Origin of the sequence: Anabaena sp. CCY 9613 (genome assembly GCF_963920895.1) — a bacterium.
Lineage (GTDB): Bacteria > Cyanobacteriota > Cyanobacteriia > Cyanobacteriales > Nostocaceae > Cyanocohniella.
This window is the reverse complement of record NZ_CAWUDE010000014.1, coordinates 15,080-28,726: the sequence shown is the minus strand read 5'-3', so window position 1 is coordinate 28,726 and position 13,647 is coordinate 15,080. Positions and strand designations below refer to the sequence as shown.

Annotated in this window: 7 protein-coding genes and 1 pseudogene; 7 read left to right on the top strand and 1 reads right to left on the bottom strand. The window is 40.9% G+C overall.

Translation table 11 applies throughout. The features are described from left to right. Positions 1-154 precede the first annotated feature (154 nt). The 4 genes from ACM0OT_RS16765 (at position 155) to ACM0OT_RS16750 (ending at position 4,894) form a co-directional block, all read left to right on the top strand. On the top strand, positions 155-1,351 hold the full coding sequence (locus ACM0OT_RS16765) for a glycosyltransferase family 4 protein (RefSeq protein WP_414565556.1): 1,197 nt from the start codon (positions 155-157) through the stop codon (positions 1,349-1,351). Further along, positions 1,269-2,213: a glycosyltransferase family 2 protein gene (locus ACM0OT_RS16760; RefSeq protein ID WP_414565555.1), complete on the top strand. Its 945-nt coding sequence runs from the start codon at positions 1,269-1,271 to the stop codon at positions 2,211-2,213. Before ACM0OT_RS16765 ends, ACM0OT_RS16760 begins: the two co-directional genes overlap by 83 nt. Before the next feature lie 84 nt (positions 2,214-2,297). Then, complete coding sequence (locus tag ACM0OT_RS16755) at positions 2,298-3,749, top strand: O-antigen ligase family protein (protein ID WP_414565554.1); 1,452 nt, start codon at positions 2,298-2,300, stop codon at positions 3,747-3,749. Between the two features lie 11 nt (positions 3,750-3,760). Further along, positions 3,761-4,894, top strand: a complete 1,134-nt coding sequence (locus ACM0OT_RS16750) for a glycosyltransferase family 4 protein (RefSeq protein ID WP_414565553.1) — start codon at positions 3,761-3,763, stop codon at positions 4,892-4,894. Positions 4,895-6,481: 1,587 nt separating this feature from the next. On the opposite strand, the gene ACM0OT_RS16745 is transcribed toward ACM0OT_RS16750, so the two are convergent. Further along, positions 6,482-6,973 carry an orange carotenoid protein N-terminal domain-containing protein gene (locus tag ACM0OT_RS16745; RefSeq protein ID WP_414565552.1) on the bottom strand — a complete coding sequence of 164 codons (492 nt, stop codon included), beginning with the start codon at positions 6,971-6,973 and terminating at the stop codon, positions 6,482-6,484. 236 nt (positions 6,974-7,209) lie between these two features. On the opposite strand from ACM0OT_RS16745, the pseudogene ACM0OT_RS16740 reads away from it, so the two are divergent. The 3 genes and pseudogenes from ACM0OT_RS16740 to ACM0OT_RS16730 all read left to right on the top strand — a co-directional run. Then, positions 7,210-7,344: pseudogene (locus ACM0OT_RS16740) on the top strand (SDR family NAD(P)-dependent oxidoreductase); the annotation flags it as partial. A 172-nt stretch (positions 7,345-7,516) separates the two neighbouring features. Next, entirely contained in the window at positions 7,517-10,063 is a 2,547-nt protein-coding gene (locus ACM0OT_RS16735) for a proteasome protein (RefSeq protein ID WP_414565551.1), read from the top strand. 148 nt (positions 10,064-10,211) lie between these two features. Further along, positions 10,212-13,610 carry a molecular chaperone gene (locus ACM0OT_RS16730; RefSeq protein WP_414565550.1) on the top strand — a complete coding sequence of 1,133 codons (3,399 nt, stop codon included), beginning with the start codon at positions 10,212-10,214 and terminating at the stop codon, positions 13,608-13,610. Positions 13,611-13,647: the final 37 nt, after the last annotated feature.

Genomic DNA, 13,647 nt, shown 5'->3' with positions numbered 1-13,647 from the left:
GCAAAAATATCTCACTTAGTACGAAATAATCAGCTTTTTACTCCCCTCTCCACGTCGGAGAAGGGTTAGGGGAGAGGTCAAAAAAGACTTAGCGAACTCACGTTAAATTAGTTAAACATAATTACGAATTACGAATTATAAAAGGAGGTGATACATGAAACTTTGCATTGTTACTCACACATTAAAAAAAGGTGATGGTCAAGGAAGAGTAAATTATGAAGTCGCCCAAGAAGCTATTCGTCGTGGTCATCAACTCACATTATTAGCTAGTGAAATAGCACCAGAATTAAAAGATGCTGTCAATTGGATACCGATTCAAGTAGAAAAATATCCTACTGAATTTATCCGCAATTTAATTTTTGCTCAAAAAAGCGTCCATTGGTTGAATCAACATCGTGCAAATTTCGATTTAATTAAAGTCAACGGCGCTATTACTAAAGTTGCGGCTGATGTCAATGCTGTACATTTTGTCCATAGTTCTTGGTTGCGATCGCCTGTGCATATTTCCCGCATTCGCCGCGATTTGTATGGGTTTTATCAGTGGTTATATACGGCTTTTAATGCCCGTTGGGAAAAACAAGCTTTTCAAAAGGCTAAAGTTGTTGTAGCTGTCTCTGAGAAGGTAGCCCAAGAACTAGTTAACATTGGCGTACCACGTTCGCGGATTCGGGTAATTGTCAATGGCGTTGACTTGCAAGAATTTGCTCCTGGTGTGGGCGATCGCCCAAAATTAGGTCTACCTACAGATGTAAATTTGGCCTTATTTGCCGGAGACATCCGCACGCCCAGGAAGAACTTAGATACAGTACTGCACGCCTTGGTGAAAGTTCCCGACTTACATTTAGCCGTGGTGGGGAACCCAGAAGGTAGCCCCTTTCCTGAGTTAGCAGCTTCTCTAGGGTTAAATGATCGCGTGCATTTTATGGGATATCGCCGGGATATTCCCGAAATTATGCGTTCAGTAGACTTATTTGTCTTTCCTTCCCGTTACGAAGCTTGCACCTTGGTATTATTAGAAGCCCTTTCTTCAGGACTACCTGTAATTACAGCCACGGCTACCGGTGGTGCAGAATTGGTGACTCCCGAATGTGGGATCGTTTTGTCAAATTCAGACGACACCGAGGCTTTAGCTGCTGCACTGTCGTCTTTAACAAGCGATAGTACTCAGTTGCAACACATGGGACAAGCCGCCCGCATAGTTGCAGAACAATATAGCTGGACGACTATGGCTCAAACTTATATGGATCTATTTGAGGAGTTAATTCATCATGAGGAACACAGTTCTCATCCCGACTTATCGCCGTCCTCAAGATCTATCACGCTGCCTTTTGGCACTGCAAGCACAAACTAAACCTGTTCATCAAGTGATTGTGGTGGTGCGGGACACAGATGCAGAAACTTGGCAATTTCTCGCAGAATTTCCAGAATATAACTTGCCATTGCATACTGTAACTGTGACACAGCCAGGAGTTGTCGCCGCCCTCAACGCCGGACTCACCGCAGTTACCGGAGATATTCTTTCCGTTACTGATGACGATGCTGCACCGCATCCTGATTGGTTAGAGAGAATTACCGCTCACTTGGTAGCAGATAGTTGCATTGGCGGTGTCGGTGGACGTGATTGGATATATCATGGCGACAAGCTAGAAGCCGATTCCCATCCAGTTGTCGGTAAATTGCAATGGTTTGGCCGCGTGATTGGTAATCATCACCTGGGAGTGGGAGAATCCCGCGAAGTTGATGTTCTCAAAGGCGTAAACATGAGTTTTCGTACCCAAGCCATTGGGAAATTACGCTTTGATGAACGGATGCGAGGCACAGGCGCACAGGTACATTTTGAAATGGCATTTACTTTAGCCATCAAGCGAGCTGGCTGGAAAATTATTTATGATCCGCAAGTGGCAGTAGATCACTATCCGGCGCAACGTTTTGATGAAGACCAGCGCAATAATTTTAATGAAATAGCCTTAATTAATTTAGTTCATAACGAAACCTTAGTTTTACTAGAACATTTGCCACCTCTGCGTCGCGCCGTTTTTTGGTTTTGGGCCTTATTAGTAGGGACACAAGATAGTTTGGGTTTGGTGCAATGGCTGAGACTTTTACCCACTCAAGGACAACTAGCAGGTCAAAAGTTGCTAGCCTCTTGGCGGGGACGTTGGCAAGCACATCGGCAATTTATACTCTCATATCCGGTTAATCAAACTGAATAAAAATATTTGCTCGTAGTCAGGACTTTAGTCCTGCTCTTAGGGACTAAAGTCCCCACTACAAAATCTCAAATTGGTAAATGCACAGTGATTTCTCAAGAAATACATTTTAATAGTTTTTTAGAAGCACATTTTTCGCCGCAAGAGCGATCGCTACAAGGTTGGCTAGCAATTGTAGGGTTTGTGCTGCTGACAATTACTTGTTATTTTGCCGGTGCAGCTGGTCAATTAAGGTTAATCTATCCGGCTACAGCTTTGGTGGTAGCTGTGTTTTTATACTTGCGCCATCCAATTTTGTATATTGGTTTTACTTGGTGGATGTGGTTTCTTTCACCTTTAGTTACCCGTTTAGTTGACTATCGCGTTGGTTGGGACCCCACCAGACAAATGCTCGTCGCCCCTTACTTGGTAGTATTTGTCACTATAGCTACGTTTTTACGGCATTGTCCCCGGTCTGCTCGTCAAGGGGGTTTACCGTTTATTTTGGCTTTTATCGGGGTGTTTTATGGCTTTTTAGTGGGTCTAATTTATCACGAACCTGTCCCCGTGGCCCGTGGTTTATTAGATTGGCTAAGTCCTATTATCTTTGCTTTCCACTTATTTATGAATTGGCGAGACTATCCCAGCTATCGCCAAAATATTCAACGGGTATTTCTTTGGACAGTATTGGTGATTGGCACCTACGGTATATATCAATTTGTGGTAGCACCAGAGTGGGATCGATACTGGTTAATCGAGTCAAAACTATTTACTAGTTCCGGCGACCCTGTACCGTTTGGAATGCGGGTATGGAGTACTCTGCACTCTGTTGGGCCGTTTGGTGCGGTGATGCAGACTGGTTTATTACTATTATTTACTAGTTCTGGGCCTTTAATCTTTCCAGCCTCAGCGGTGGGGTATGTGTCGTTTTTGTTGGCACAAGCACGAACTAACTGGATCGGTTGGCTTTTAGGAGTCATGATGATTATGGGTTCAGTCAAAGCCAAGATTCAAATGCGCTTGCTGGCCATAATTGTCGTGATGGCAATATGTGTAGTGCCGTTAGTTAGCATTGAGCCAATTTCTGATGTGGTGTCAGATCGGTTAGAAAGTTTTTCTAACTTAGAAAAAGATACTAGCTTTCAAGATAGATCAGATAGCTATGACCGAAACCTCACTCTAGCTCTTTCTAATGGACTAGGTAACGGTTTAGGTAATATTTGGAAAGTCAACGAAAAAACCGGACAAATCGAAGTTTTTGTGCTTGACAGTGGCATTTTAGATATGTTTTTCACCCTAGGTTGGTTTGGCGCCATCTTTTATCTGGGTGGATTAATCATGATTCTTTTCAGTGTCATCCAATATCGTGAAGCGCGTTTTGATAGTTTCGTTAGTACTGCTCGCGCCATTGGCATTAGTTCTTGCGCCCAGCTAGTTATTGGTAGCGGGATGCTGAGTGTAGCCGGCATGATTCTTTGGGGATTCTTAGCGATGGCTATGGCAGCACATAAATATTATCAACATCAAGCTAGAAATTACGACATTTCGACATTTAAATAAAGGTGGAAATTATGAAAGTTATAGTTGTCATGCCCTTAGCCGAACAAAGAGGCGGCGGTGAAATGATGCTGTGGGATTTGATGCATCAGGGACGTAACGCAGGTGTGGAATGGTTGGTGGTTTTTTTGGAAGATGGCCCAATGGTGGAACAGGTAAGGGCCTTGGGAATCAAGATCCGCGTATTAGAAAGTGGTAGATTGCGCCAAGTCCACCGTTTGATTGCTACGGTTTTCCAAATAGCCGCGATCGCTAAAAATGAAAGTGTTGATGCGATCGTTAATTGGATGTGGATTACCCATATATATGGGGGACTCGCAGCCATAATTGCGGGATTACCTGCTGTGTGGTACCAACTAGAAGTACCTTATGACAAGCCTAAGTTAGTCCGGTTAGCCACAGCAATCCCAGCCCGTGCAGTTATTACCCTTTCCCAAGATGGTAAGCAAGCACAGGCAGAAATTTGGCCCCACAGGCCCACACCTTTGGTTTATCCTGGTGTCGCTCTAGATAGATTTGAACCTGCTAATCTGCCTTCTCCCATAGAAGCACGGCAGAAATTGGGCTTACCCTTGCACGGGCCATTAATTGGTATTGTCGGACGATTGCAACGATGGAAAGGAATGCATGTACTTATAGACGCCATGCCCAAAGTGTTGCAGAAGTATCCTGATGCCCATTGTGTCATTGTTGGCGGTAAACACGATTTAGAACCAGATTATGAGGAATTTGTCAACAACAAAATAGCCGCTCTAGGGTTGCAAGAAGAAGTAATCATGGCTGGGTTACAACGTAATATCCCTGAGTGGGTACAAGCAATGGATGTCTTTGTTCATGCTTCCGATAAAGAACCCTTTGGTATTGTGATTATTGAAGCGATGGCATTAGGGAAACCAGTGATAGCTGGTAATGTAGGCGGCCCCACAGAGATTATTACAGACGGGATGAATGGGCTACTTACACCTTACGGTGATCCAGATGCACTAGCGATCGCAATTCTCCGCTATCTTGACGAGCAAGAATTTGCTCAACGTGCGGGAGTTGCAGCACGCCAACGCGCCCTCGATTTTTCGACACAGCGTTATGCCGAAAATTTTATCAATACAATTCGTTCTGTAATGCCAAATGTTTCCTCCATAAAAAGTTAATTAAAGGTTTGTCGTGTTCGCGCAGCGTCTCGCAGAGAGGACTTTAGTCCTCAAAAAAGACTTGCAAACACCAAAAGCCTTCAGTAATCAATTCCTGAAGCTACACAAACATGAGGTATAGCGTCTTCCCGCAGAGTAAAGACTGAATTTGTTTAGCCGTTCCAATAGTTCGGGCTTACTACAACATAAGACATATTAAATATTTTTAATCCCTGATTATTTAGTTGTGATTTAACGAGAGTTGTTTAGCTAAAGCCTGCTTTAACTCTTCATTAAACTCATAACAAATAACCAGGGATATTTAATTAAACGTGAGTTCGATGAACCTCTCCCCAACCCCTCTCCGACGCGGAAAGGGGCTTAAATATCCTAAAACGCCACTTGCTACAACGCGGGGAACCTTGCAGAGGAGAGGAATGGAAGCGGGGTTTTTAAGCACGGCGGGACAACAGACCCTACAAATAATTTATTTTTCTTCATATAAATTGAATTTTATCAGGACTTACGTAATCGTAATCAACCACGTATTTCCGTCATTGCGACCGTAGGGAAGCAATCTCACCAACTTATTTACGAGAAATAAAAAATGCCCACAGGCGGGGCATTAAGTAGGCTTTCTGTCACTTTTATTGGCTACAATCATGTTGTATCATGATGTTTTTATTTTTCTCTATTCCCAATTAGAAATCAAGTCTAAAAAATTACGTCTTTAGACATAAATTAGGGAATTATATCTTTTTTATTTATATCTTTAAAGAATAATTTTTACCTTGGGTATAGTTTTATATATATGGATTAGCAATTGGTATTAAATGATTGCTCGTTAGCATATTTTTACCATGAAAACACATCATCTCTTTGGGACTAAATTTACATATTTATGTCCACTATAATTTTGATTTTTCCAAAATTTTATATTACAAATAGAAGTGTGGTCAGGTTAGAAACCCCAGGGATTCCCAGTCCTGGGGTTTTACTTCTCGGTTTGATAATATCTGGATGATAAATTTTAACGTTAAAATATAATGTTTCATGCAGTATTAATTCAGCACTATACCTCAAACATTATATTGGGCATAGGTGACAAAATCTACAATGTTAATAATTTAACTGTTGTGTATATAACTTGATTGATATTCAAATTAAATTTTTCTATAGAAAAATCAATAAAAAATCTTACTGCAAAAACAAAAATATTGAAATTAACCGCAAGATAGATGAAATAAATTCAGCAATTAGCCTATATTTTATATATAAAACAAAGAGCGTTACAACTTGAGTGCATCTACTATAATGAAAAGCCCATATTAACACAGGGTAAAAATATAATCCTTTACTCTGTGTCTATTTAATATTATATATTTTGAAATTATAGTATTGTTTGAGTTATTTATTTAGCACTCACAGATAATGAATTGCCAGATATCATTTTCATTCCCCAATAGGATGACAAAAGATTTTGTTTATAAGACTTGATAACCCCGACAAAAAAACCGGGGTTATGTGCTTTTACAAAGAATTAAGGATGAAGATTGCTACTTATCAGCAGGTGTTCACACTAAAACAGGATGCAGTTAATGCAAATACTTAAACTTCAGCACCTGGTTTCGGTTCAGCACCCATTGGTGAAACATAATCACGGAAAAGATTAATCTGTTTCTCAAAAGGTAGTGCCTTAATTTTGTTCAGCAGTGTTTCCGCTGAAGATGAAAGCTTGTAACTAGGAGGCATAGGAATAATTCTCGAATTCTCCATACCTTGCGCTAAACGATACCAAAATAATAGCTTTGTGGTATCACTTAAAGAGCCATATTCACGGCTAAGTTGATTATCTACTTTGTTGATGATGTCGCGCTGAAGTTGCAATTGTTCTTCGTGGCTTAATTCTTGAAATTGATTGAATAAACCTTCGGCAATTTCAGGTGAAACGGTGCTAGCACCAGGGGCTGCTGGTGTAATTGAATCACCCATTTCTTCATAAATGAACCAAAACAAAGCCAACTGTTGATCTACATCTAAGTTTTGCCAAGATTCGACACATTCACGAATATTGGGATCGCTGGTTTGGGTGTATGTCATAACAAATGTTCTTGTGATTAATGAGTGTTATGAATAACTGTAACAAAAAGCTATTTGCTACTTAACCCTACTGAAGACAGATGTATCTAAATCAAAGAGTAGAACAATTATAAAAAGAACCTAGTAGAGGCTGGATGCTTTGTATATCAGGATTACAAGTATTGAAAACGGACAAAATACTCAAATCCAAAAGTAAGAATCATGCTTGTCAACCTGAAACAGCCGACTAATAGATGATGAAATTTACAGGAGGTATTCCTTTGGTTAGACGTTTAGATGGTAAGGTGGCGATTGTGACTGGTGCTGGTGCTGGAATTGGCGAGGCGATCGCTCATAAATTTGCCAAAGAAGGTGCATCAGTAATTGTTAATTCTTAATCTTTTTTACATAAGTATCCGGTTCATAATTGTGTAAGCCGGTAGTAAAAAATAGTTTAGTAGTAAATGCCAAATGTTTGATCAACACTTTGCATGAATATCTGCTGATCTCATGTATTTATGTTATAAAACTCACAGAAATTGATGCCAAGTGGAAAAATGCTTTATGGAACCAGAAAAACTGGAATGTTTTAAAGAGTACGGGGAATTTATTCTCCAAAAAATAGATTCAGTACCGCAATATCCCTCTAAACAAGAAGATTGGATACCTGTCAGCTTGGATGACTGCCTTGTAAGTCTCCGCGAAGCTGCTGAGAAAACTGTAGAACTTGCCACATCGCCTGTGAAAATTGGGGTGATGGGAGAATTTAGTAGCGGCAAGACCTTGCTTTTAGGTAGTTTAATGGGGTATGCAGATGCTTTGCCCATTAGTGAAAATCCCACCACAGGCAATGTCACGGCTATTCATCTTGTACCCCAAGACAGCTTTTTAACTACTCAAATTGGTAATTTTACCATAGAGTACCTTTCCCATGAAGGTGTCAATGAGTGTCTACGTTTTATGTTGGCAGAAGCCAATCAGAGGGCTAAAGCAGCGGGACTGACCCTGATTTCTCCGACAAAGTTAAACAGTGGCAGAGATATTGTCAATTGGTGCGAGGATGCGTGGAACACCAGTAAGAATCTAGAGTTACGTTATTTACTGCGGGAATTGGTATTGTTTGTACGTGCTTATCAATCCTATGGACAAGCAATGTGCAATGGACGTTACCAAATTGATGCCATCACCGCCCGTGAGGGGCTACAGCTAGCCGAACAGCCAATGGCTATCCAAACTCTCAATTTTGAGGATTTACCGCCTGTTCATATTAAATTACCGAGTCCACCCCAGAGATTACCTACCAAGTTATTGCAAAACAGCTTCCCATTAATTCGCCGTGTGGATATTGAGGTGAAAATAGCACGGGAAATTTGGGATTTTACAGGTGCTTCGGAATTTATCTTGTTGGATTTTCCCGGCTTAGGGGCGGCTAATTCCGGTGCTAGGGATACCTTTTTATCACTGCGGGAATTGGCAGAAGTACAGACAATTTTAGTCTTACTGAATGGGAAAACCCCCGGAAGCGATCGCGCCAATAAAATTTTCACCATGATGCAGCAGCAGCGACCAGGACAAGACCTCAAGGATTTGATTTTGGTGGCTGTGGGTCGTTTTGACCAACTACCTTTAGATAGTGAAGGTGGCGAACGAGAACTTGATCAACTGATAGCCGATCCTCATCCTTTAACAGAAAAAGATGTCTTATCCAGGTTGAAAGTTCTGCAAACCACCATTGACGCCGCTAGTGCATTCACCAGCCAACCAGACCGCATTGTTTTATCATCGCCACTGTTAGGACTAGCTGAGTTAGCTAAACGTTCTAGTAGCGTCAAAGCAGGTTCACCAGAATTTTTGGCGAATTTGGACTATCCTGATTATCTGGAACGGTCGAAGCGGTTGCAACGAAAATGGCAGCTATTAAGTGAACGGCTATTAGAATCTGATCCTCGTAGTCGTTTAGGCAGACAACTAGGTTACTTTGCCCAAGATGGGGGTATCGCTAAACTCCGAGAATTAATTCAAAATCACGTCGCCACCCACGGATTAAAACAACTTTATCAAGATACTTGTAGGGCTGCCGATAATTTACGTCAGCAGCAAGATTACCTCAAAAATATTATTGAAGAAATTCATCAACAAGGCATACCCACAACAGATACCCCAGATTTAATTGAGTTGCGTGCTGCCATTGAAAACTTAGATAAAACTTATCGCAATTTCCAAAAAGATTTAGGAAAAGAACCACTCAAAGACCGCCGAGGAGAGGTAGTTAGTGATGTAGTCAAAGATGAACTTACATTTAAAATCCTCAATTGGAATGAGTGGACTTTATTGTTTAATAAAGCCAGTAATGGGATGATTTCTTTGTCAGAATCTAAAGGAGCGGCAGGCAAATTATTTAACCGAGGTAATCGAGTTAATAGTGCCTTACCGACAAAGAGTGATGACTTTTATCTGTCCTTTGAAAAAACAGTTAAAGAACTAGAAAACTTTGCCCGCGATCGCATCCACCAAGCAGTGGCAGATTTATTAAATAAGCTATCAAATCACATAGCTCCAGAACGTGATTATTTGCAAGAACTTCTGCAACCAGAAATGGAACCAGAAATTGAAAGCAAATTTGGTGTAGAATCAGCCGATATATTTTATCAATTGCTACTAGGATGTGATCCTATCCAATGGCAAGAAGCAATTATTTCCGAAATTAATAGTCAAGAAAAAACAATTTCACCAGAGATAATGTTTCCCTTAGCGCGACAAGACGAAAAACATAATATTGGTCAAATCTTTGATTGGGCGCCAGAAAAAAGTCAAGACGTCCCAAGAACCGCCAATCATCAACTTTTCGTATTGCGACTCAGAGATGAAATCATCGCTAGTGCCAGTTTACATTTAGTCCAATACGTCAGCGAAATCAATCAGCAAGTAAACGCCGAACTTGAAGGGATTTTAGATCAAATTATTCCGACGCTACAAAATTTGTCTAAAAAAGAAGAATTACTCAGACATATTGCTACTAGCGACTCCCCAGGTAAAGTTGCTATTCCCACCTGGTTGCAGATTCTTTCGGCAATTTCTACTATGTCTTATTCAGAGGTAGAGAGGAGTTAGAAGAGAACTCAGTACATCTGCATAAACAACCTCATATTTTTTTCTTTGTACCTTTGCGCCTTTGCGCCTTTGCGCGAAATAAATTCAGATTTTCAATCATCAACGCCAAATAATTTTTAATAAACCACTTCCCAACAAAAGAAAAACCATGCCTGTAGAAATTCGACTCCCGCCCAACTTCCAGATACGTATTAACGAAAGTGAATATTTGGAACTACCCACTATTCAACTTGTTGCTGCTGGTGATAATGTGCCTCACATAGCCAGAATTAATTGCATTGTCACTGGTACACCAGATGACTTAGCTATGCAAATTAAAAAAGCGTATAAACCATTTGATTCAGTAACTCCAAAAATTTCTCAAATTGGGCAATTAGAACAATATCCTTGTAAATTAGAAACCCCTTTAACAGAACCAATTAATTGTACTCTAGAAGTAACTGTTGAGTATTTCGATTCTGATCCTTTAGGCGATCCGCTGCTATCTGAACCTCGGCAAAGCGAAGCTTCCTGCTATTTGTGGTCACCTCTAGTTTATGATGAAAAAATTATCGATGTAGATGCTGTTAGCGCCGATTTTCAACTCAGTAATTATGTTCTGCAACAAGCAATTAAAAAACAGCAAAAACGATTTCCTGGATGGTTCGCTTTAGATTTTGGGACATCCAATTCTACAGTGACATTGTTTGACCCCATTGAAGTGCCAATTGCCGAAATTTTACCAAAAGAACAAGAAATTAGATTGCGCGATCGCCTGTCACAATGGTTGAGTTCTCCTGTTGAGGAAGCGTTACCTGATGTCAATCCCTATGAATGGGAAAAGTTTATTGCTGATATTAGTAAAAACTTGGAAATTGAACCGAGTCGCTTGTGTGAAATTTTTGCGAGTGACCAAAAGGCAGGATTTTTGGAAGCCATTCGCCAAATCGAATTATGTTTAGGAAATAGTGATAAATTCCGCCGGGCGGTTAGTAAAAAACTTTATCAGATATATCATGAAGTTTTCCGTGTTCCTACCTTAGAATCGCAAAATTTAATTCCTGTAGTCTTAGATATTGACCGCCGGGATACAGAAATTCCCAGTGAGTTGGAAGTGGCTAGCTTACCCGATTTACGCTTACGCATGGGAAGAGAAGCTAGAGATAACAGAAAAAAAGCGATCGCCCAAGGTACAAGTAGTTCATTAAAGGAAATTATCAGCAGATTCCACCACTCACCCAAGCGCTATTTTGGGCAGGATCGGTCTTTTCCAGTAATGATAGATGGTGAGGAAGAGTCAATTCATGTTAGTGAACTGATTCAAGCAGCCTGGGCCCATCTCATCGAGTTAACAGAAGACTACCGCCAACGCGCCAGACGTAAATTTTCTGAGGGCGAATTTCTCACAGCCGTGGTAACTTATCCCACCGTCGCCCCTCCCGTAGTGCGGAAGGAAGTGAGACAATTAGTTGAACAGTTGGGTATTGATGATGTCCAAACCGCCTACGATGAAGCCGTCTCGGTAGCCATATTCTTTCTCTGGCGAGAATTTGGCGGTAATCTGAATATTGGCATTGAGTCATTTAAAACTCGTTGTCGCCAAGTAGGGAATAAATGGTCACAAAACGTTTTAGTTTTGGATATCGGCGGCGGAACTACTGACTTAGCGTTAATAGAATTAACTTTAGAAGATAAAACCCCGATTTTTGCTGAACATGAAGATAGAGGATTAGGTGGACGTTACTATAAACTCACCCCAAAACTATTAGGTTCATCGGGACATTTACAGTTGGGTGGTGAATTAATCACCTTGAGAATCTTCAGATTATTGAAAGTAGCGATCGCCGATTTTCTGCTCACAGCAGTAACTAACGGTGACCTGGATTGTGAAAAGTTAGAAGATTTAATTAGTGCCGAATTAAACGAACGTTTCCTCGAACAAGGCAAATTTAAAAATGGCAGCTTATTAAAATGTTTAGATAGAGAAAATCCTGAAGGTGACGCTGCTTATAAAGATGCCCTAGATACAGCCGAAAAAGTATTACCTACCCGCTGGCAACAAGCACCCCAAAGACTACAAACCTTTTATACATTATGGGATTATGCCGAAGCTGCCAAACTGCAACTAGGACAAAAACCACCAGCAGATAATTCACTGTTAACCTTTACAGTTTCCGAACAGCAAATTTTAGAATTACTGCATCAAAGTGTGATTAAATTCCAAGTTAGAGATCCAGATAGTATCAGTGTCACCTTAGATAGCCAGCAATTTGAACGTGCGGCATCTTCCGCCATCAAAGAAGGAATTGGCATTGCTAAAGGACTCATGGAAAGTCGCCTCAGCGCCCAAGATACAGATACTTGGAACACCCATAAAGTTGATTGGTTAATTCTTTCTGGTAAAACTTGTAATCTTGATTTAGTACAACGCCATATTTATCAAGAATTTAGTAACTCACCGTATTTTGTTTGGAACCCCGAACGTATTACCTTTGTTTTAGAATTTACCAAACTAGCCACCTCCGCCGGTGCTTGCTACGCCGAAAAACTGCGAAGACTCAGATTCGACCCCGAAGAATCCAAAGAATTACTCAGAAAAGGTGCAAATCAACTGGAAATAGACGTTAAAAACCTATTTTATTATTTGCCCTGCAACTTCAAACGCAAAACCCAAAGTAACGAACTCTTACCCATATTCAAAGCCGGACAAGAACTTTATCAAATCGCTCCCAGCGAAACAGCCGCCAAAGTGCGTACCGAATGGCAAGGGATACAATTAACCAACATAATTTACCGTCAAGACTACGAAGACGGAGACTTAAGACTGTGGGGTAGCTTCGACGGCAAAAACCTGATGCAGAAACTAGGAATGCAAGAAGCCGAGTTTCTCAAAAAAATCAAAGTCCAATTTGAAATCGACCAAACCCTACAATTTAGCGTCTTGCTATGTCAAGGAACACCCCATTATTTAATTGACGTTCCCGGAATCGATGTCGGCGCAGCCTTAGCCGCAGCCTCCGAAACATCAACCCTATTTGCCGATGGTAACTTGAAATGGAATATAGCCGTAGAAGGCCCCAAACAAAACTTAAATGATGGTGATATTGCCGTCAACGTCATTGAGTCAGCCACAGTTGATCAACCAAATGCCTATCACCTAGTCTTTGAAATCGACAAAGATAATAATCAATTGCTGCGAGAATTTCATTATGTCCATGATGGCGCCGCCCATCCAGAATATGGTTTAGTTAGTAACTCCTTACCTCCCTTTCCCCATACCAGTCAACACACCTTTTATATTTATCAAACAGATAGTACAACCAACACCAAAAAATGGATACGCATTGGCGCTTTAAGCAAACCCGACATCACCACAGATTATCCTTGCCAATATTGCGTCACTCTCGATAACCGAGGCATTTTACGAATGCACGCCGGCGAAGTTCCCTACTGGACATCAACCAGTCAAGAATGTCTCAAACAAGAAGGATGCGTTTATCGCGCCGAACTAGAACTGCAACCCAACGAAGTAGATAAAGAACGCGATCCCTTTTGCGGCATACATTAAGACGGGAGTGGGGGAATTTCTCTGTAAACAATTTGAC

Coding starts and splice junctions, on each gene's coding strand:
- ACM0OT_RS16735 (WP_414565551.1), top strand. CDS start 7,517: ATGGAACCAGAAAAACTGGAATGTTTTAAAGAGTACGGGGAATTTATT.
- ACM0OT_RS16765 (WP_414565556.1), top strand. CDS start 155: ATGAAACTTTGCATTGTTACTCACACATTAAAAAAAGGTGATGGTCAA.
- ACM0OT_RS16745 (WP_414565552.1), bottom strand. CDS start 6,973: ATGACATACACCCAAACCAGCGATCCCAATATTCGTGAATGTGTCGAA.
- ACM0OT_RS16760 (WP_414565555.1), top strand. CDS start 1,269: ATGAGGAACACAGTTCTCATCCCGACTTATCGCCGTCCTCAAGATCTA.
- ACM0OT_RS16730 (WP_414565550.1), top strand. CDS start 10,212: ATGCCTGTAGAAATTCGACTCCCGCCCAACTTCCAGATACGTATTAAC.
- ACM0OT_RS16750 (WP_414565553.1), top strand. CDS start 3,761: ATGAAAGTTATAGTTGTCATGCCCTTAGCCGAACAAAGAGGCGGCGGT.